Annotated in this window: 20 protein-coding genes and 1 tRNA gene; 11 read left to right on the forward strand and 10 right to left on the reverse strand. The window is 70.8% G+C overall.

Features of this window, described 5'->3' with window-relative positions:
• Positions 1-11 precede the first annotated feature (11 nt).
• Positions 12-980 carry an alpha/beta hydrolase gene (locus AB0N78_RS10205; RefSeq protein WP_363389327.1) on the forward strand — a complete coding sequence of 323 codons (969 nt, stop codon included), beginning with the start codon at positions 12-14 and terminating at the stop codon, positions 978-980.
• A gap of 33 nt (positions 981-1,013) precedes the next feature.
• Here the strand turns inward: AB0N78_RS10205 and AB0N78_RS10210 are convergent, their stop codons facing one another.
• Both AB0N78_RS10210 and AB0N78_RS10215 read right to left on the reverse strand, forming a co-directional pair.
• On the reverse strand, positions 1,014-2,207 hold the full coding sequence (locus AB0N78_RS10210; protein WP_363389330.1) for a hypothetical protein: 1,194 nt from the start codon (positions 2,205-2,207) through the stop codon (positions 1,014-1,016).
• Between the two features lie 169 nt (positions 2,208-2,376).
• Positions 2,377-2,670, reverse strand: a complete 294-nt coding sequence (locus AB0N78_RS10215) for an MTH1187 family thiamine-binding protein (RefSeq protein ID WP_363389333.1) — start codon at positions 2,668-2,670, stop codon at positions 2,377-2,379.
• Positions 2,671-2,808: 138 nt separating this feature from the next.
• Between AB0N78_RS10215 and AB0N78_RS10220 the strand changes: the two genes are divergently transcribed.
• Positions 2,809-3,213, forward strand: coding sequence for a DUF4383 domain-containing protein (locus AB0N78_RS10220; RefSeq protein ID WP_363389335.1), 405 nt, complete (start codon positions 2,809-2,811; stop codon positions 3,211-3,213).
• Complete coding sequence (locus AB0N78_RS10225; RefSeq protein WP_363389338.1) at positions 3,210-3,764, forward strand: hypothetical protein; 555 nt, start codon at positions 3,210-3,212, stop codon at positions 3,762-3,764. Before AB0N78_RS10220 ends, AB0N78_RS10225 begins: the two co-directional genes overlap by 4 nt.
• Positions 3,765-3,877: 113 nt before the next feature.
• Here AB0N78_RS10225 and rplA read toward each other — a convergent pair whose 3' ends face one another.
• The 5 genes from rplA to AB0N78_RS10250 all read right to left on the reverse strand — a co-directional run bounded on the left by rplA (position 3,878) and on the right by AB0N78_RS10250 (position 6,531).
• Positions 3,878-4,597, reverse strand: coding sequence for a 50S ribosomal protein L1 (gene rplA, locus AB0N78_RS10230; protein WP_363389341.1), 720 nt, complete (start codon positions 4,595-4,597; stop codon positions 3,878-3,880).
• 87 nt (positions 4,598-4,684) lie between these two features.
• A complete protein-coding gene (gene rplK, locus AB0N78_RS10235; RefSeq protein WP_363389343.1) occupies positions 4,685-5,116 on the reverse strand; it encodes a 50S ribosomal protein L11 in 432 nt (143 codons plus the stop codon).
• Positions 5,117-5,189: 73 nt separating this feature from the next.
• Positions 5,190-6,002, reverse strand: a complete 813-nt coding sequence (gene nusG / locus AB0N78_RS10240; RefSeq protein WP_363389346.1) for a transcription termination/antitermination protein NusG — start codon at positions 6,000-6,002, stop codon at positions 5,190-5,192.
• Positions 6,003-6,063: 61 nt separating this feature from the next.
• Complete coding sequence (gene secE, locus AB0N78_RS10245; RefSeq protein WP_363389349.1) at positions 6,064-6,351, reverse strand: preprotein translocase subunit SecE; 288 nt, start codon at positions 6,349-6,351, stop codon at positions 6,064-6,066.
• A gap of 107 nt (positions 6,352-6,458) precedes the next feature.
• Positions 6,459-6,531, reverse strand: a tRNA-Trp gene (locus AB0N78_RS10250).
• A gap of 128 nt (positions 6,532-6,659) precedes the next feature.
• Here AB0N78_RS10250 and AB0N78_RS10255 point away from each other — a divergent pair.
• The 7 genes from AB0N78_RS10255 (at position 6,660) to AB0N78_RS10285 (ending at position 13,605) form a co-directional block, all read left to right on the forward strand.
• Positions 6,660-7,901, forward strand: coding sequence for a pyridoxal phosphate-dependent aminotransferase (locus tag AB0N78_RS10255; RefSeq protein WP_363389353.1), 1,242 nt, complete (start codon positions 6,660-6,662; stop codon positions 7,899-7,901).
• Between the two features lie 94 nt (positions 7,902-7,995).
• Positions 7,996-8,862 (forward strand): ABC transporter ATP-binding protein, encoded by an 867-nt coding sequence (locus AB0N78_RS10260; protein WP_363389356.1) that lies wholly within the window; start codon positions 7,996-7,998, stop codon positions 8,860-8,862.
• Positions 8,859-9,686, forward strand: a complete 828-nt coding sequence (locus AB0N78_RS10265; protein ID WP_363389358.1) for an ABC transporter permease — start codon at positions 8,859-8,861, stop codon at positions 9,684-9,686. The genes AB0N78_RS10260 and AB0N78_RS10265 overlap by 4 nt, the downstream gene beginning before the upstream one ends.
• Before the next feature lie 19 nt (positions 9,687-9,705).
• The gene (locus AB0N78_RS10270; RefSeq protein WP_363389361.1) at positions 9,706-10,896 is read left to right on the forward strand and encodes a sensor histidine kinase; all 1,191 of its coding nucleotides are present in this window, start codon (positions 9,706-9,708) and stop codon (positions 10,894-10,896) included.
• Positions 10,893-11,534 carry a response regulator transcription factor gene (locus tag AB0N78_RS10275; protein ID WP_363389364.1) on the forward strand — a complete coding sequence of 214 codons (642 nt, stop codon included), beginning with the start codon at positions 10,893-10,895 and terminating at the stop codon, positions 11,532-11,534. Before AB0N78_RS10270 ends, AB0N78_RS10275 begins: the two co-directional genes overlap by 4 nt.
• On the forward strand, positions 11,531-12,550 hold the full coding sequence (locus AB0N78_RS10280) for a histidine kinase (RefSeq protein ID WP_363389367.1): 1,020 nt from the start codon (positions 11,531-11,533) through the stop codon (positions 12,548-12,550). The genes AB0N78_RS10275 and AB0N78_RS10280 overlap by 4 nt, the downstream gene beginning before the upstream one ends.
• A gap of 29 nt (positions 12,551-12,579) precedes the next feature.
• A complete protein-coding gene (locus tag AB0N78_RS10285; RefSeq protein WP_363389370.1) occupies positions 12,580-13,605 on the forward strand; it encodes an adenosine deaminase in 1,026 nt (341 codons plus the stop codon).
• A gap of 7 nt (positions 13,606-13,612) precedes the next feature.
• On the opposite strand, the gene AB0N78_RS10290 is transcribed toward AB0N78_RS10285, so the two are convergent.
• Genes AB0N78_RS10290 through AB0N78_RS10300 form a run of 3 tightly spaced genes read right to left on the reverse strand, consistent with a single transcriptional unit; the run spans position 13,613 to position 17,305 of the window.
• The gene (locus AB0N78_RS10290; RefSeq protein ID WP_363389373.1) at positions 13,613-14,701 is read right to left on the reverse strand and encodes a UDP-N-acetylmuramate dehydrogenase; all 1,089 of its coding nucleotides are present in this window, start codon (positions 14,699-14,701) and stop codon (positions 13,613-13,615) included.
• Positions 14,698-15,930, reverse strand: coding sequence for an MFS transporter (locus AB0N78_RS10295; RefSeq protein ID WP_363389376.1), 1,233 nt, complete (start codon positions 15,928-15,930; stop codon positions 14,698-14,700). Before AB0N78_RS10295 ends, AB0N78_RS10290 begins: the two co-directional genes overlap by 4 nt.
• Positions 15,931-15,949: 19 nt before the next feature.
• Positions 15,950-17,305 carry an MFS transporter gene (locus AB0N78_RS10300; RefSeq protein WP_363389379.1) on the reverse strand — a complete coding sequence of 452 codons (1,356 nt, stop codon included), beginning with the start codon at positions 17,303-17,305 and terminating at the stop codon, positions 15,950-15,952.
• Between the two features lie 184 nt (positions 17,306-17,489).
• Here AB0N78_RS10300 and AB0N78_RS10305 point away from each other — a divergent pair, with 184 nt between their 5' ends.
• A complete protein-coding gene (locus tag AB0N78_RS10305) occupies positions 17,490-18,554 on the forward strand; it encodes a LacI family DNA-binding transcriptional regulator (protein ID WP_363389382.1) in 1,065 nt (354 codons plus the stop codon).
• The last annotated feature ends 3 nt before the right edge of the window (positions 18,555-18,557 follow it).

An 18,557-nucleotide genomic window follows, 5' to 3' on the forward strand; every position in this document is an offset into this window, starting at 1 on the left:
AGGGACCGGGCGTGACGGCGCAGTGGCAACAGGATGTCCTCGGCCCCGACTACCTGGCGCTGACCCTGCCGCTGGCCGACGACGACGAGGGCGCGGTGGTCGCCACCCTGATTCGGCATACCCCGCCCAGCGACGAGCCGTTGCGCCCGTCGCGGGCCGTGCTCTATCTGCACGGCTGGTCCGACTACTTCTTCCAGACCGGGCTGGCCGAGTTCTGGTCCGGTCAGGGCGTGGCCTTCTATGCCCTCGACCTGCGCAAGTACGGCCGCAGCCTGCGCCCCCACCAGACCCCGGGCTACATCGACGACCTCGCCAGCTACGACGAGGAGATCGAGGCCGCTCTCGCCCAGATCAAGGCCGACCTGGGCGAGCCCGCCCGCGTGATGCTCATGGGCCACTCCACCGGAGGCCTGACCGCCTCCCTCTGGGTACATCGCAACCCCGGACGGGTGCACGGTCTGGTGCTCAACAGTCCGTGGTTGGAACTCCAGGGCTCGTCCGTGGTGCGGCACATCAGCTCCCCCGCCGTCGCCCGACTGGCCAAACTCCAGCCCAAGGCACCTCTGCCCAACATCGACCCCGGCTTCTACGCCCGGACCGTCCGCCAGACCGACGGCGGCGAGTGGACCTACGACGAGCTGTGGCGACCCACCCCGTCCTTCCCCGCCCGGGCTGGCTGGCTGGCCGCAGTGCTGGCCGGCCACGCCCGGGTCGCCCGCGGGCTGGACATCACCGTGCCGGTGCTGATGTTGGCCTCGGCCCGCAGTGCGATCAGCCCGTGGTGGAACGAGGACATGCGCTCGGCCGATGTGGTGCTGGACGTCGAGTCACTGGTGCGGCGCGCGGTGCATCTGGGACCGGTGGTCACCGTGGTCCGGATCGACGGTGGACTGCATGACCTCACGCTGTCCCCGTTGCCGGTGCGCACTCGGCTCTACGCGGAGATCGCCCGCTGGTGTGCGGGCTACGGCTGGGAGTGACCCCCGACCTCGGTCCGCGCAGTGCAGCGGCGCTCAGATGACGCCGACCGCTTCACCCAGGCTGGGCCCGTTCTCGCCGAACTTCCACACCCGCCAGCCGTCCGCCGGACGCTCCAGATCCGCCGCGATCACCGCCGCCTGGCCCGGGTCGGCGTGCAGACTGCCGTCCGGGAGCTGGATCAGCCCGTCGGTGCGCAGGGTCGCGGTCAGTCGCTGCTGACGACGCACCCGGAGCCACACCAGATCCACCGGCTTGCGCTCCGCGGCGGCCAGTGCGGCCAGCTCCGGCAGCGGGCCGTACACATCGGTCGCTGCCCTGTCACTGGGCGCGGCCACGACCTCCGGCACGGCGACGGTGCCCGATGTGGCGATGGCCTCCCCAGCGGCGTCGGTGACGGCTCCGGTCTCCGGAACGGCCACGGCCTGCGGGACGGCAGCGGTCCCGAATGCAGTGGCCGGATCGCCCGACGGCACCGGAGGCTGCACCGGCATCGCACCGGCCTGACGGCGCCCCCCGTGGTGTCGACGCCGCCGCGTGGGAGCGGGAGTCTCCGGGACCTCCACGGCTGCGACCGGGCTCGGGTCCTCGACCTGCGCAGGAACCGGTTCACTCACCGCCGGGATGGCACCTGTCGCTGACCCCGGCTCCACCGGCCGTCGTTCCCGGCCCGCACCGGGGCGCAGCGGCGACACATCCAGGTAGCGACGCCCACCGGGCCCCTCGGTCACGCCGAGCCGGAGCACGTCGATCCGCGTGTCCCCGGTCAGGTACTCGACCGATTCCTGCAAGCCCTCGGCGATCTCGCCGCAGACCAGCACAAGCCGCACCCCGGAGCGACCGATCCGCTCGGCACGCACCATCGGGGCGCGGTCCCGGAACACCGCCAGATCCGCCTCGAATGCCTCCGGCCCGTTCCGGTACAGCCGCGCGATATCCGAGCGACTCATCCGGGCGGCACCACCGGCATGCCGCAACGCCCGCAGCAGCGTCGTGGCGTCCAACAGCTGCACCGCCTCGACCACCACCGGCTGCGCGGCCGCATCCAGAGCCAACAGCTGGGAGCCGTCCCCGGCACCGATCTCCCGCACGGTCAGCACCGGCTCACCGATCAGGTCGCCGGCGTTCTCCGCCACCAACGCCGCGGCGTCGCGGTCAAAGGAGTCCGCATGCGGCCGCATCGGCTGGACGAGCGTGCCATGGCCGTCGTCGAGCTCGAAGATCGCCATCCGTTTTCTGCCCCATCCCCATCACGTCAGGGCGCGGATCGTCGTCCGCCGCACCTGCTCATCCGGCCGCCCACCCGGACCGCCACCGGTGAATTCTGTCATCTGGACCCGGCCCCACCGGACCCGGCACGACCATCTGCACGACATGTCCACGCCCGGCGCGGAGACGTCATCGCGCGAGTTCGGCCTCCAGCCGCTCGACCTTCCCGGAGAGTTCACCCGTGTGGCCGGGGCGGATGTCCGCCTTCAGCACCAGACTCACCCGACCAGAGAACGCGCCGACCGCCTCGCTGGCCCGCCGGACCACATCCATGCACTCGTCCCACTCACCCTCGATGGTGGTGAACATCGCATCGGTCTGATGTGGCAGCCCCGACTCCCGCACGACGCGCACCGCCGCGGCCACTGCCGTCGCCACGGACTCACCTGCCCCGAGCGGGGATACCGAGAAGGCCACCAACATGTCCCCCACCCTCGCGCACCTGGTCCACCCCGTCCAGCCCGGCCACCCATCCGTAGGGACGACGGCTCCGAACCCCGGTCGTGCACACCACCCGTGCACGCGCGACGGGGCGTCCGCCCCGGGAGGAGAGGGATCATCATGGGTACATCGGTCAACCGCCTGATCGGCGGGATCTTCGGCGTCGTCTACCTGCTGGTCGGCATCGTCGGCTTCTTCATCACCTCCGGCGTGGACTTTGCCGGGACCGAGGGCAAGACGCTGATCGTGTTTGAGGTCAACCCGCTGCACAACATCGTGCACCTGCTGATCGGTGCCCTGTTGCTTGGGGCAGCCGCCGCCTCGGTGAAATCCGCGAAGGCCGCCAACACCGCCGTCGGTGCGGTCTACCTGGTGGTCGGCATCATCGGCCTGTTCCTGGTCGGCTCGTCGGCCAACATCCTGGCGCTGAACGGTGCCGACAATGTGCTGCACTTCGGCTCGGCCATCCTGCTGCTCGCCGTAGGCCTGGGTGCCGACCGGAGCGTGGCACCGGCCCGGGCATGACAGCCGTGCACGTCGGCCACCGCACGGTGGCCGACGTCCGGCCCCGCGCCCGAGTACTCCCGGAGGCGAGCCGGATCTGGGCGGCCCTGTCCGGACTGGGCTACGGGCTGGTGACCATCGGCATCGGGGCCGGTCACCTGGCCCACTACCTGCCGGTCGGGATCGGGCTGCTCCTGGTGGGCTTCACCGGACTGGGGTGGGCGGTGCTGGCACTGCGGGGGACCATCCCCTCCGCTCGCCCCGCACTGCTCGCCCTGGTGGTCACCGCGCCGCTGGTCCTGCTCAGCGCACGGTTCACCGGCACACTGCCCACGGCGGCCGAGGCCTCGGCCCTGACCCTGGGGCTGCTCACCGCCGTGCTGATCGGGCTGCACCTCCGGACGGACCCGGTGGACCAGGCACCACCGGCCGGGCAGCAGGCGTTGGCGATGTTCGCGGGGGCGATGCTGGTGGCGACGATCACCGTGCCCGGCCTGGCCGCCACCGACGCCGGTGCCCACGCAGTACCGCACGGCAGCCACGGCCTGCCCGCAGAACAGCACCACCACTGACCGGCGGGTGCGGGTTCGCGACGTCATCCGAGACCGCACCCGTCGCACATGGCGAACGGCCCCGGTCCCTCATGACGAGGGGCCGGGGCCGTTCAGCCGTGGTGGGCGCTACCTCAGGCAGCGTCCTCCTCGGAGGTGAGGTTCCGGGTCTTGGTCTGGTCGACCAGGATGCCGGGGCCGTTGGTGGTCGAGATGGTCGCCTTGGAGATGTAGCGGCCCTTCGACGAGGACGGCTTCAGACGGAGGATCTCCTCCAGCGCGGCGGCGTAGTTCTCCACCAGCTGCACATCGGAGAACGAGGTCTTGCCGATGATGAAGTGCAGGTTGGCGTGCTTGTCCACGCGGAACTCGATCTTGCCGCCCTTGATGTCGGCGACAGCCTTGGCCACATCCATGGTGACGGTGCCGGTCTTCGGGTTCGGCATCAGGCCACGGGGACCCAGCACCTTGCCCAGACGACCGACCTTGCCCATCAGGTCCGGGGTAGCGACCGCGGAGTCGAAGTCGGTCCAGCCGCCGGCGACCTTCTCGATCAGCTCGTCGCCGCCGACCTCGTCCGCGCCGGCCTCACGGGCCTGCTCGGCGCGCTCGCCGTTGGCGAAGACGATGACGCGCGCGGTCTTACCGGTGCCGTGCGGCAGGTTGACCGTGCCACGAACCATCTGGTCCGCCTTACGCGGGTCGACCCCGAGGCGCATGGCGACCTCAACGGTGGCGTCGTACTTGGTGGTCGAGGTGGCCTGCGCCAGACGGACCGCCTGGAGCGGGTTGTAGACCTCGCCCGGCTCGATCTTCTCGAGCGCGGCGCGGTACGCCTTGCTGTGCTTGGTCATCTGCTTCTCCCTAGGTATTCAGCAGTCGTGGTCGACGGGCCGCACAGGGCCCTGCCACTGCGAACGCCGGCACATCCGGCGCTCAGGTCAGTTCTGGACGGTGATGCCCATGGAACGAGCGGTGCCGGCGACGATCTTCATCGCCTGCTCGATGTCGTTCGCGTTGAGGTCCGGCATCTTGGTGGTGGCGATCTCGCGCACCTGGTCGGCGGTGATCGAGGCGACCTTGACGGTGTGCGGGGTCGGCGAACCCTTGGCCACACCGGCGGCCTTCTTGATCATCTCCGCGGCCGGCGGGGTCTTGGTGATGAAGGTGAAGGAACGGTCCTCGTAGACCGTGATCTCCACCGGGATCACGTTGCCGCGCTGCGACTCGGTGGCCGCGTTGTAGGCCTTGCAGAACTCCATGATGTTCACACCGGCGGCACCGAGGGCCGGGCCGATAGGCGGTGCCGGGGTCGCGGCACCCGCGTTGATCTGGAGCTTGATGAGGCCAGTGACCTTCTTCTTGGGAGGCATGAGCCTTCCCCTCTCGTGATTGTGGACCGACGCCGTGGGCGATGACCCGGTTGCAGTGCCGTCGAGCAGGGACTCAGATCTTGGCGACCTGGCTGAACGACAGCTCGACCGGGGTCTCCCGGCCGAAGATGGACACGAGAACCTTGAGCTTCTGGTTCTCGGGGTTGATCTCGGAGATCGTGGCCGGCAGCGTGTCGAAAGCACCGTCGGTGACGGTGACCGACTCGCCGACCGTGAAGTCGACCTCGATGGTGGAGGCAGCCTTGCCGCCGGACTGGCTCTGACCACCCGAGGCGGCAGCCGCGGGGGCCTTCTCCTCGATGGTGGGGGCCAGCATGGAGAAGACCTCGTCGAGTGTCAGCGGCACCGGCTGGTGGGTGTGACCCACGAACCCGGTCACGCCCGGGGTGTGCCGGACGGCACCCCACGACTCGTCGGTCAGGTCCATCCGCACCAGGACGTAGCCGGGGATCCGGACACGGCGCACGACCTTGCGCTGCGCGTTCTTGATCTCCACGACCTCCTCCATGGGGACCTCCACCTGGTAGATGAAGTCCTCCATGTTGAGGGACTGGGTGCGGTTCTCCAGGTTCGCCTTCACCCGGTTCTCGTACCCGGCGTAGGAGTGGATGACGTACCAGTCGCCCAGTTGGGAGCGCAGCTGCGCCTTGAAGGCCTCAACGGGGTCCTCGTCGGCGTCGACCTCGGCGACGTCCTCCGTGGGCTCGCCGTCCTCGGCCAGCTCGTCCGACTCCGCCGCCTCGTCACCGACGGCCTCAGCGGCCTCCAGGCCGGCCTCGTCCTCGGTGGCCTGCACCGACGTCAGGGCGTCATCGAGCTCGGATTCGGCGGCGCCCACCTGGGGCTCCTGCGATTCCTGCGACACGTACTGACCTGCTTTCTGCTGCGGATGTGGAGATGAGAGCGGGAGATCGGGTGATCCGGCGTCAGCCGCCGAAGATCCAGCGGGTCAGCTGCCCGATGCCCAGGTCGACCACGGTCACGAAGGCCATCACGACGGCCACGAAGACCAGCACCACGATCGTGTAGGTGATCAGGTCCGAGCGGGTCAGCCAGACGACCTTCTTGAGCTCGGCAACCACCTGACGGATGAAGAGGGCGATCCGCGCGAACAGCCCACGACGCTTCTCAGGCTTGGCGGACTTGCCGCCGGACCCGCTCGTCCGGGCGGGCTCGTCCGCGCCGGACGCGGCCACCGGTGCCGATTCGCTCACGGTTCGTTCCCCTACGTCTCTGCGACGCCGGTGTGGCGCCTGATCTCGGTCGTCAGCGGTCCTCCGCCGTCCGCGGAACACGGAGCGGCTGGCCGTGACCACACGCGCAGGGCAGGCGAGACTCGAACTCGCAACCGCCGGTTTTGGAGACCGGTGCGCTACCAATTGCGCCACTGCCCTACGGCGGTGTTCCGCCCCACGATGCACCGCGCTGGGCACGGCTCATCATGGCGGAGGTCAACCACCGGTCGCCTACTGTACGCGACGCACGCACCAGAAACGAACTCGCGTCTGCGAGGATGGTCTGCGTGACCGAGCATGCCGCCTCCAGCTCCGTTCCCACCCCCACGCCCCGTCGGGTCTCCGCCCGGATCGGTGGCATCGCCGAGTCCGCCACGCTCGCGGTCGACGCCCAGGCGAAGGCACTGAAGGCGGCGGGTCGACCGGTGATCGGCTTCGGGGCGGGCGAGCCGGACTTCCCCACCCCGGACTACATCGTCGAGGCAGCCGCCCGTGCCGCACACGACCCGGCCAACCACCGGTATTCCCCCGCCGCTGGGCTGCCGGTGCTGCGCGAGGCGATCGCGGCCAAGACCCTGCGTGACTCCGGCTACGAGGTCTCCCCGGGCCAGGTGTTGGTCACCAACGGGGGGAAGCAGGCGGTGTATCAAACCTTCGCCACCCTGCTCGACCCGGGCGATGAGGTGCTGCTACCCGCGCCGTACTGGACCACCTACCCCGAGGCGATTCGGTTGGCCGGCGGCATGCCGGTCGAGGTCTTCGCCGGGGAGGACCAGGGGTACCGGGTGACCGTGGAGCAGTTGGAGGCCGCGCGCACCCCGCGCACCAAGGCGCTGCTGTTCGTCTCCCCCTCCAACCCCACCGGCGCGGTGTACACCCCGGAGGAGACCGAGCAGATCGGCCGGTGGGCGCTGGAGCACGGCATCTGGGTGATCACCGACGAGATCTACGAGCACCTGGTCTACGACGGTGCGGTCGCCACGCCGATCGTCCGGGCGGTGCCGGAGCTGGCCGAGACCACGGTGGTGCTGAACGGCGTGGCCAAGACCTACGCGATGACCGGCTGGCGGGTGGGCTGGATGATCGGCCCCACCGACGTGATCAAGGCCGCCACCAACCTCCAGTCGCATCTGAGCTCCAACGTCGCGAATGTCTCGCAGCGGGCGGCGCTGGCCGCGGTCAGCGGTGACCTATCCGCAGTGGAGGACATGCGGGCGGCCTTCGACCGGCGGCGGCGCACCATGGTGCGGATGCTCGCGGAGATCGACGGGGTGCAGATCCCGGTCCCGCAGGGTGCCTTCTACGCCTACCCCTCGGTGCAGGGTGTGCTCGGCCGGAACATCCGCGGGGTGGTGCCGTCCACCTCCGCCGAGTTGGCCGCGCTGATCCTGGAGCAGGTCGAGGTGGCGGTCGTCCCGGGCGAGGCCTTCGGGCCGTCGGGCTACCTGCGGCTGTCCTACGCGCTCGGCGACGACGACCTGGTCGAGGGTGTGGGCCGCATCCAGGCACTGCTCGCCGAGGCGCGCTGACCCCACTGCGTCGTTGCCGTCCACCGATCGGTGGACGGCAGGTCCCCACCTCCGGTTGTCCCGGCTGACCAGCGACGTCGGCCATGCTGGGGCGATGACGAGCGACAACCCCGCGGTCCGGGTACGAGGGCTGCACAAGCGATATGGCGACAAGCACGCCGTCGACGGACTCGATCTGGACGTGGCGCGGGGTGAGATCGTCGCGGTGCTCGGCCCTAATGGTGCGGGCAAGAGCACCACGGTGGAGATCCTGGAGGGATTCCGGCAGCGGGACTCCGGCGAGGTCGCGGTGCTCGGCCATGACCCGCGGCATGCCGACCGTGCCTGGCGGTCCCGTATCGGTGTCGTGCTCCAGACCAGCAACGATCTGGACGAGGCCACCGTCGCCGAGGTGGTGCACCACTTCGGCACCTTCTACCCGGACCCGCGCGACCCGGACGAGGTGATCGACGCCGTCGGTCTGCGGGAGAAGGCGCGCAACCGGGCCCGCACCCTGTCCGGCGGCCAGCGTCGCCGGCTGGATGTGGCCCTCGGCATCATCGGACGGCCGGAGCTGCTGTTCCTGGACGAGCCGACCACCGGATTCGACCCGGAGGCCCGCCGCTCGTTCTGGGACCTGATCGCCGGACTGCGCGAGGACGGCACCACGATCCTGCTCACCACGCACTACCTGGACGAGGCCGAGCAGTTGGCGGACCGGGCCGTGGTAGTCAGCGCCGGACGCGTGGTGGCCACCGGTGCCCCCGCCGACCTGGGCGGACGCAGCGCCCGGCAAGCCGCGGTGCGCTGGATCGAGGACGGTGAACACCGGGAGATCCGCACCGACACCCCCACCGCGGTGGTGGCCGAGCTGGGCAGCCGGTTCACGGAGATCCCCGGACTTCAGGTGCTCCGCCCCACCCTCGAGGACGTCTACCTGTCCCTGATCGACGAGCAGCGCCCGAAGGAGACCGTGCGATGAGCACCCTGGACACCCGACCGATGCCCGGGGCACTGCGGCTGGGGTGGCAGCGCACCCGCTACGAGATCCGCTCCTTCAGCCGGGAGCGCGACGCGGTGATCTTCATCTTCGCCTACCCGATGATCATGCTGGCGATCTTCGCCTCGGTCTTCGGCCAGAACGGGGCCACCGTCGGACAGGACGTGCCCTTCGCGCAGTACTTCCTGCCCGGGATGATCGCCACCGGCATCCTGCTGACCTCCTTCCAGTCGCTGGCGATCGACATCGCCGGTGAGCGGGACCGGGGCGGGCTCAAGCGGCTGCGCGCCACCCCGCTGCCCCCGACCGCGTACTTCCTGGGGAAGATCGGTCAGGTGCTGGCCACCGCGCTGGTGCAGTTGGCGCTGCTGCTGGCCGAGGCGGCGCTGCTGTTCGACGTGCCGCTGCCGGACACCGCGGCGCGCTGGGGCACGCTGGCCTGGGTGTTCGTCCTCGGCACCGCGACGGGTGCGATCTGCGGGGTGGCGTTCTCCTCCATCCCCCGCTCCGGCAAGTCCGCGAGCGCGGTGGTGACGCCGGTGGTGCTGGTGCTGCAGTTCATCTCCGGGGTGTTCTTCACCTTTTACGACCTGCCGGGCTGGATGCAGGAGGTCGCGGCGATCTTCCCGCTGAAGTGGATGGCGCAGGGGATGCGCTCGGTGTTCCTGCCGGATGGTGCCGCCACGTTGGAGCCCGCCGGGTCCTGGGAGCACGGCATGACCGCGCTGGTGCTGGGCATCTGGCTGGTGCTCGGACTGGTGGTGGCGCTGCGGACCTTCCGGTGGCGTCGCCGGGATGACGGCTGAGTCCATCAGACTGAGCCCGATGACCGCCGTCGACCCCACTGTCCCAGCCCCGGCGATTCCCCGGGGCTGGGACAGTGCGTTCTACCTCCTGACCGGCCTGTCCGCGGCGTCGATGTTGGTCGCCGATCACCGGCATCGCCCGGTGATGGTGGTGGCACTGTGCGCGGTGGTCGGGTTGATCGTGGCCTACCCCCTGGTCGGCCGCCGCGGTGCGCTCACCGGGGACCGACGCCGGGTGCGCTACTACCTGGCGTTGTTGGTCGTCGTCGTGGCGCTGGCCTCCGGGTCGACGTCACCGGGCAGCCTGCTGTTGGTGGTGGGCTACTCCCAGATCTGGCTGCTGACCCCGAGTCTGCGCTCCGGCATCGGCTGGTGCGCGGCGCTGACCGGTGCGGTCGGGGTGTCGATCGCCGCCGGGCAGGCCCTGAACGTGCAGGAGCTGCCGGTCCTGCTCGGACAGCTGGGCATCGGTCTGCTGTTCTCCCTGGCAATGGGGTGGTGGTTGACCCGGATCGACCGCTCCCGTGAACAGCGGGCAGAGCTGTTACGCCGACTCCACGCAGCCGAGGACGAGCTGGCGGCGCGACACCATGCCGCCGGGGTCCTGGCGGAGCGCGGCCGGGTCGCCCAGGAGATCCACGACACCCTGGCCCAGGGCTTCACCAGCGTCGTGATGCTGGCCCAGACCGCGCAGGCCCAGGTCGAACACGGCCAGGTGGAGCCCGCTGCCGAGCGATTGGCGCAGATCGAGGCGGTGGCCCGGGAGAATCTGGCCGAGGCCCGCTCGCTGGTCGCGGCCTTCGGCCCCTCCGGACTGACCGAGGGCGATCTCAGCACCGCCCTGCACCGGGTGGGTGATCGCCTCCACCAGGAGACCGGGCTGATCGTGTCGGTGCAGGTCGAGGGCGATATCGACCTCGGCCGGGAGCAGCAGGTCGCTCTGCTCCGCACCGCTCAGGAGGCGCTCAACAACGTCCGACGGCACGCCCACGCCGACCATGTCACCGTGCGGATGACCAGCCGGGACCACCGGGTCGAACTCGAAGTCGTCGACGACGGGCGTGGACTGCCACCCGATGCCACCGATGGCGTCGGACTGCGCGGCATGCGCCAGCGGATCGCCGCTGCTGGTGGTCAGGTCCAGGTCAGCCGTGCCGAACCCGGGGTGCGCGTGCTCGCCACCCTGCCCGTGGAAGGAAGATCCGCATGACTGCCGAGGACCGCATCCGAGTGCTGCTGGCCGATGATCATCCGGTGGTCCGCTCCGGGCTGGCCGGGATGTTGGCGGTGGAGCCCGACATCGAGGTGGTCGGTGAGGTGCCGGACGGTGCTGCCGCGGTCGAGGCCGCCGCTGCGCTCCACCCGGACCTGGTGCTGATGGACCTGCGGATGCCGGTGCTGGACGGCGCGGCCGCCACCGCCCGGATCGTCGCCGAGGTGCCGGGGGTGCGAGTCCTGGTGCTGACCACCTACGAGACGGATGCCGACATCCTGCGTGCGGTCGAGGCCGGTGCCACCGGGTACCTGTTGAAGGACACGCCCCGCGATCAGCTCATCGCGGGGGTGCGGGGCGCGGCCCGCGGTGAGACGGCACTGTCCCCGTCGGTGGCCTCCCGCCTGGTGCAGCAGATGCGCGGTGGGGATATCGAACGTCCGACCCCGCGGGAGCTGGAGGTGCTGGCCGCCGTCGCGCGGGGCCTGTCCAACGCCGCCATCGGTGCCGAGCTGTTCATCGCCGAGGCCACCGTCAAGACCCACCTGCTGCGCCTGTTCGCCAAACTCGGCGTGGACGACCGCACTCGGGCGGTCACGGTCGCACTCGAACGCGGACTGCTGCCCCGGCCATGACCCCACCGGTCGACAGGCACCAGTTCTGGCGTCGCACCCTGCCCGGGTGGGACGCCGGATTCGCGGTGCTGCTCGTGCTCAGCGCGTTGTCCATGCTGTCGAGCAGCCAGGCCCGTGAACCGGTGGCGGTCGGTGTACTGCTCGGGACCCTGGCGGTTGCCTATCTGGGCTTGGCCCGGCGGGGTGCGCTGCGCGGGAATCGTCGGCTGACCAGTGCCTATGTCGGTGTGCTGATCGTCGTGGTGTCGCTGTGCACCGCCCTGAACTCCGGGGGCACGGTGCTGCTGTTCCTCGGCTTCGCCCAGCTCTGGTACTTCTCCCGTGGGCTGCGTAGCGGAACCGTGGGGTCGTTGCTGTTGACGCTGGGAGTCGCGGGCGGCGAGCTCTGGCGGGTCCGACCGGAGGGCATCGAGCTCGCTCAGCTGGCCGGGCAGTACCTGGTGGCACTGGGATTCTCGATCGCGCTCGGGTTCTGGCTCACCCGGATGAATGAGCAGAACGAGGTGCTGGCCGAGCTGATCGCGGAGGTCGAGCGCACCCAGGCCGAGTCGGCAGTGGCGCAGCACAAGGCGGGGGTGCTGGCCGAGCGGGAGCGGGTCGCCCAGCGGGTGCATGACACCCTGGCGCAGGGCTTCACCGGGATCGTCCTGCTGGCGCAGGGAGGACAGGCCCGTTTGTCCGCAGGGGATGCCGCCGGTGGTGCCGCCGCCGCCCGCGAGCTGGAGCGGGTCGCCCGTGCGCATCTGGCCGAGGCGCGGGCTCTCGTCGCCGCCTTCGGCTCCGCCACCCTGGACGATGGTGGGCTGACCGACACCGTCGACCGGCTCGTGCAGCGATTCCACGCCGAGACCGGCCTCACCGTGCGGATCGAGGGGCCGTCGTCCCCGGTCGGTCGGGACACCGAGGTGGTGCTGCTGCGCGGGGTGCAGGAGGCGCTGGTGGCGGCACGAGAGGGTGGCCCGACCCGACTGGTGCTGGGAGTGGACGGCGTGGTGCGCACGCCTGCGAGTTCGTGACTGACCGGTCCATCGGGCATCATCCTTCGATGCGAGACCTCGCCCTTCTGCCGAAGGCGCACCTGCACCTGCACTTCACCGGGTCCATGCGCGTGTCCACCCTGGCCGAGATGGCCGTCGACCGGGGCCTGCGTCTGCCCGCGACGCTGTTGGACGGTGAGGGCCTGCGGGTGCCTGCCGATGAGCGGGGCTGGTTCCGGTTCCAGCGGTTGTACGACGCGGCCCGGGCGTGTGTGCGCGGCGAGGCCGACCTGCGCCGGATCGTCCGCGAGGCCGCGGTGGATGATGCTGCGGAGGGCTCCGGCCGGTTGGAGATCCAGGTCGATCCCACGTCCTACGCCCCGGGGGTGGGCGGGATCACCCCGGCGCTGGAGATCGTGCTGGACGAGGCACGGGCCGCCTGGCAGGACACCGGCACCGAGGTGGGCGTGATCGTCGCGGCCTCCCGGATGCGCCATCCGATGGACGCCCGCACCTTGGCCCGGCTTGCCGCCCGGCACGCCGGTGACGGTCCGGGGGAGGTGGTCGGCTTCGGGTTGAGCAATGACGAGCGCCGGGGGGACACCGCCGAGTTCGGGCCCGCCTTCGCCATCGCTCGCCGGGCCGGTCTGGCCGCGGTGCCACACGGCGGGGAGTTGCTCGGACCGTCGCATGTCGCCGAGGTGCTGGACCACCTGCATCCGGACCGGCTCGGCCACGGTGTCCGCTCCGGTGAGGACCCGGACCTGCTGCACCGCATCGTGGACGCCGGGATCGCCCTGGAGGTGTGCCCGGCATCGAATGTCTCCCTGGGGGTCTACCCGGAGGCCGCCGATGTTCCGTTGGGCGCGCTGGTCGCGGCCGGGGCACAGGTGGCACTCGGCGCGGACGACCCCCTGCTGTTCGGCAGCCGGCTGGTGGACCAGTACGTCACTGCGCGGGAGGTGCACGGATTCGACGATGCGGCGCTGGCCGAGCTGGCACGGTCCTCCATCCGCGCCTCCCGGGCCAGTGAAAGCAGCAAGGCGCGGCTGCTCGCCGGGGTCGACGACTGGATCGCCGCCCCCGCCGACTGACCAGCTCTCAGAGCGAGGCACCCACCAGGACCGGCTCCGGCACCAGGACGATCCCGAACCGCTCGGCCACCCCGTCCCGCACGGTCCGGGCGAGGGCCAGCAGGTCACCGGCGGTCGCCCCGCCCCGGTTGGTCAACGCCAGGGTGTGCTTGGTGGACAGTGCCGCCGGGCCAGGCAGGCCATAGCCCTTGCCGAAGCCGGACTGCTCAATCAGCCAGGCGGCGCTGGTCTTCACCAGCCCGTCCCCGGCGTGGAACCGCGGTGCGTCCTCCGGCAGGGCCGCGGCCTCGCCCTCGCTCAGCACCGGGTTGGTGAAGAACGATCCCGCCGACCGGGTGTCCGGGTCGCTCGGGTCCAGCACCATGCCCTTGCCCGCGCGCAGACCCAGAACCGCCGCCCGGACCTCCGGCAGTGGAGCACGCTCCCCCACCGCGATGTCCAGGGTGCGGGCCAGCTCGGCGTAGCGGATCGGCTCGGAGAGCTGCGCCACCCGCAGCTGGAAGGTCACGTCCAGCACCACGTACCGCGGCGTCGGGTACCAGGGGGCGGCGGGGTCGTCCGGGGCGCTGAGCATCGACTGCTTGAGCAGCGAAGTCCGGTAGCCGAACTTCAGGTCGACCAGCGGCAGGGTGCGCACCCGCGAACGTTCCCGGTCCCACACCCGCACCATGGCGATGGTCTCGGAGACCTCCTGGCCGTAGGCACCGACGTTCTGCACCGGCGTGGCACCAGTGGACCCCGGGATGCCCGAGAGTGCCTCGATGCCCTTGAGTCGCACACCGGCGCAGTGCTCGACCACATCGTCCCAGCGGGTCCCGGCCGGCACGGTCAGCGTGACCCCGGCGCAGGCGGAGTGGTCCGGCACGGTGAAGCCCTGGCGGATGTCCCGCACCACCACACCGTCGAATCCCTCGTCGTCGACCAGCAGGTTGGAGCCACCACCGAGCACCAGCAGCGGAGCGCCGTCGGCGTCTGCCGCACGGATCGCGTCGATGAACTCCTGCTCGGTGTCGGTCTCGACCAGCTGCTGCACCGGTCCACCCACCCCGAGGGTGGTGAGGTCGGCGAGGTCGGCGCTGCGGGTGGTGACAGTCATGGCTCTACGGTAGGCGGCTTCACCGGCGCCGACCCGACCGGCGTGTGCGAGACGGGCGGCGCGGCGACCTTCACCACCGCCAAACCGATCACGATCGGCACCGCGATCACCAACAGTGCGTGCCGGTAACCGACATGGTCGGCGAGCAGACCGAGCAGCGGCGGACCGGCCAGGAATGCGGTGTACCCGATGGTGGAGACCACCGACACCCGGGCAGCGGCACGCAGCGGGTCGTCGGAGGCGGCGCTCATCCCGACCGGGAAGCCCAACGCGGCACCCATCCCCCACAGCACCGCGCCGATCACGGCCAGCCAGAGCATGTCGCGGGGCACCAGGCCGAAGATCAGCAATCCGACCAGGGCCAGTCCCGCGCAGATCCGCAGCACCGCCACCCGACCGAACCGGTCCAACAGCGCCGTCCCGAGGAACCGCATCGCGGTCATGGCCGCCACGAAGATCCCGAAGGCGACGGCCCCCACCGTGTCGCTCTGGCTGAAGCCGTCCACCACCGCCAGGCTCAGCCAGTCGTTGCCCGCGCCCTCGGTCAGCGCCGCGGCCAGGATCACCAGACCGATCAGCAGGGTGCGCGGCTCCAGCCAGGCGGCGAACACCGACTGCCGGGGTCCGTCATGATCCACGGCCTGTGCCTCGGCGTGGCCGGAGGGCAGGAACCTGCGGACCGCGAACGCCACCCCGACGGTGGTCAGGACGACCACGACCGGCAGGTGGACCCACACCGGCACCTTCGCACCGGCGGCCACCGCGGCGATCCCGGCCGCCGCCACCGTGCCGACCGAGAACCCGGCGTGGTACCGCGGCATCACGGTGCGACCGAGCTTCTGCTCAACCAGCGCGCCCTCCAGGTTCATCGACGCGTCCCACACCCCGGTACCGATGCCGCACAGCACCAGGGCCACCGCGACCATCGGCACCTGGCCCAGACCGACACCGGTGGCCGCGAGCAGGTAACCGCAGGCGTTGAGCACTGCGAAGCCCATCACCGTCCGCGCCGCGCCCAGTCGGGTCACGATCAGCCCGGACAGCGGCAGCGCCACGATGGAGCCCAGCGAGCCGACCAGCAGCAGCAGGCCCATCTGGGCGGGTTGCAGCCCGAGCCCGTCCCGGACGGCGGGCAACCGGGCGGCCCAGCTGGAGAAGTTCGCGCCGTTGAGCACGAAGACGGCGAACACGGCAAAGGAGGCCGCGCGGACCTGGGGGTGAGTTGTCATTGTTCGTCTGTTCCGGGGGTCAGGTGGTGGCAGGTTCGAGGGTGGCAGGTGTGGGCTGTTCCTGGCGAGCGACCACCCGCGCCAACAGCACGCTGGTCACCATCGACACCGTGATCAGCAGCAGCGCATGGCGGGCACCCATCGCCTCAGCGGCCAGACCGAGCAGCGGCGGGGCGGCCAGCGAGGCGGTGGAGCTGAACGAGGACACCACGGACACCCGGGCGGCGGCGCGCAAGGGGTCGTCCGAGGCAGCCGCGATGCCGATGGGCACGGTCAATGCGGCCCCGAAGCCCCAGGCGATGATCCCCACTGCGGCGAGCGGCAGACTCGGCGCGAAGCCGAACAACAGCAGCCCGAGCAGCGACACCACACCGGAGACCCGCAGCACCAACACCCGCCCGTAACGGTCGATCAACGCGGTGCCGAGCAGCCGAACCGCGGTCATCGCCCCCACGAACACACCGAACATCGCCGCACCGATGGCCTCGGTCTGCTCGAAGCCGTCGACCACCGCCAACGCCAGCCAGTCGTTCGCAGAGCCCTCGGACAGGGCGGCAGACATGATGACCACCCCGATCAGCAGGGTGCGGGGTTCACGCCAGGCATGCAGCGCCGATCCGGGCCGTGCGGTGGATCGCACCCCACGCAGCCGCAGCGTGCGGCTGAGCAACCCGGCTCGCCCCGGCGCGGTGGCGGTCTCCATCCGGGCGGCTTTGGCTAGCGCGCGCTGCTGCGGGTCCGGTGGCAGGGAGTCGAGCACCGCGCCGGGGATCGACAGCACGCGCCAGATCGCCCCGACCGCCGCGGTCACCACGAACTGCACCAGGAGCGGCACCTGTCCGTGCGCGGCGAGGGCACCGATCCCGGAGCCGACCACCGATCCGATGGAGAAGGCCGCGTGGAACTGCGGTAGCACCGTGCGGCCCAGTCGCCGTTCCACCGCCGCGGTCTCGACGTTCAGCGGCACATTGCCCAGCGCAAAGGCGGCTCCGGACAGGAAGATCCCCACCGCGAGCACCGGGACCGAGTGCACCGTGGGTCCGAGCCCGATCAGCACATAGGCCGCCGAGAACGCCACGGTGGACAGGTACAGCACCGTCCGACCGCCGAACCTGGTGACCATCCATCCGGCCAACGACACCGTGGCCAACGATCCGACCGAACCCGCGATCAGGATGCCGCCGAGCTCGGCTTCGCTCATTCCGAGGGCGGTGCGCACTGCAGGGATTCGGGCCAGCCAGGAGGAGAACATCAGCCCGGTGAGCATGAACAGCCCCAGCAGCAGCCAGCGCGCACGGGCCACCACGGGATCGGCGGCGGCACGGGGCGGGCGCGGGCGGGGGACCCCACGGACGGGGCGCTGCGGGCGGCTCACGGCAGGTCTCCAACGGGCGGGGGTCGAATCGATTCGAGGACACGGCGGCGACCAACGGTCGAATCGATATGAGGGGTGCGACCAGTGTGCGGGTACGCTGACAGCGGCGTCAACATCGATCCCCGTGATCACCGGCCGGAACGGCCTCGCCGCCCCACCCGTCGCCGACCGGCAAGGAGATTCGGTGTCCCGCCCCACCCTCGCCGACGTCGCCTCCCGAGCCGGGGTCTCCGTCTCCACCGCCTCACTGGCCTTCTCCGGCGCGGGCCCCATCGCCGACAGCACCAAGCAGCGCGTGTTGGACGCCGCCGCCGAGCTGGACTACTCCGGACCGAATCCGCTGGGCCGCCAACTGCGTTCTGGTCGCTCCGGCATCGTCGGCGTGGTGGTCGGGGATGCGCTCAAACGCGCGTTCCGCGACCCGGTGTCCGTGCAGCTGCTGGACGGACTGGTCGACACCATCGCCCCGGCCGGACTCGGCGTGCTCCTGATCCCCGGGCCCACCGATGTGAACGAACCCGCCGTCGACCCGCTGATCGAATCCGCCGCCATGGATGTGGCAGTGATGATCTGGGGTGGCACCACCGAGGACCCGACGCTGCAAGCCCTGCGGCGGCGCGGTATCCCCGCCGTGGTGGTTGAGGGCCATGAGCTGGACGGCATCCTCACCATCGGCATCGACGACCGGCACGGCGTGGCCGAGGTCACCCGACACCTGGTCGAGCTCGGACACCGCCGGATCGCCACCGTCACCCTGCCCTTCGGCCCGGACCGGCGCTCCGCGGTCGCCGACGCCGGGCGGATCGGCCAGATCCAGTGGAAAATCGCCGAGCGCCGCCTCGCCGGACTGACCGACGCGGGCGTGCAGCCGACGGCGGTCTTCGAGACACCGGCCTCCCTGGTCGAACACGGCACCGCCGCCGCCCATGCGCTGCTGTCCGGACCACCCGAGAACCGACCCACCGCCATCGTCGCGCAATCCGATCTGCTGGCCTCCGGGGTCGTCATCGGCGCGCGGGAACTGGGCCTGCGCGTACCGGAGGACGTGTCCGTGGCCGGGTTCGACGGGCTGGACCTGCCCTGGCTCACCCCGGATGTGCTCACCACCGTGGTGCAACCGATCGCGGAGAAGGGGGCCGTGGTCGGACGCGCGGTGCAACAGCTGCTGGCCGGGGGCCAACCAGAGGACGCGGTGCTACCCGTCGCGTTGCGGGTCGGGACGACAACCGGCCTGGCACCGATCCCCTGAGAC

Origin of the sequence: Cellulomonas sp. NPDC089187, from assembly GCF_040685135.1 — a bacterium.
In the GTDB taxonomy this organism is placed as follows: domain Bacteria; phylum Actinomycetota; class Actinomycetes; order Actinomycetales; family Cellulomonadaceae; genus Cellulomonas.

Coding starts and splice junctions, on each gene's coding strand:
- AB0N78_RS10295 (WP_363389376.1), bottom strand. CDS start 15,930: ATGACAACTCACCCCCAGGTCCGCGCGGCCTCCTTTGCCGTGTTCGCC.
- AB0N78_RS10280 (WP_363389367.1), top strand. CDS start 11,531: ATGACCCCACCGGTCGACAGGCACCAGTTCTGGCGTCGCACCCTGCCC.
- AB0N78_RS10215 (WP_363389333.1), bottom strand. CDS start 2,670: ATGTTGGTGGCCTTCTCGGTATCCCCGCTCGGGGCAGGTGAGTCCGTG.
- AB0N78_RS10265 (WP_363389358.1), top strand. CDS start 8,859: ATGAGCACCCTGGACACCCGACCGATGCCCGGGGCACTGCGGCTGGGG.
- AB0N78_RS10275 (WP_363389364.1), top strand. CDS start 10,893: ATGACTGCCGAGGACCGCATCCGAGTGCTGCTGGCCGATGATCATCCG.
- AB0N78_RS10225 (WP_363389338.1), top strand. CDS start 3,210: ATGACAGCCGTGCACGTCGGCCACCGCACGGTGGCCGACGTCCGGCCC.
- rplA (WP_363389341.1), bottom strand. CDS start 4,597: ATGACCAAGCACAGCAAGGCGTACCGCGCCGCGCTCGAGAAGATCGAG.
- AB0N78_RS10270 (WP_363389361.1), top strand. CDS start 9,706: ATGACCGCCGTCGACCCCACTGTCCCAGCCCCGGCGATTCCCCGGGGC.
- AB0N78_RS10210 (WP_363389330.1), bottom strand. CDS start 2,207: ATGGCGATCTTCGAGCTCGACGACGGCCATGGCACGCTCGTCCAGCCG.
- AB0N78_RS10285 (WP_363389370.1), top strand. CDS start 12,580: ATGCGAGACCTCGCCCTTCTGCCGAAGGCGCACCTGCACCTGCACTTC.
- AB0N78_RS10220 (WP_363389335.1), top strand. CDS start 2,809: ATGGGTACATCGGTCAACCGCCTGATCGGCGGGATCTTCGGCGTCGTC.
- AB0N78_RS10290 (WP_363389373.1), bottom strand. CDS start 14,701: ATGACTGTCACCACCCGCAGCGCCGACCTCGCCGACCTCACCACCCTC.
- AB0N78_RS10260 (WP_363389356.1), top strand. CDS start 7,996: ATGACGAGCGACAACCCCGCGGTCCGGGTACGAGGGCTGCACAAGCGA.
- rplK (WP_363389343.1), bottom strand. CDS start 5,116: ATGCCTCCCAAGAAGAAGGTCACTGGCCTCATCAAGCTCCAGATCAAC.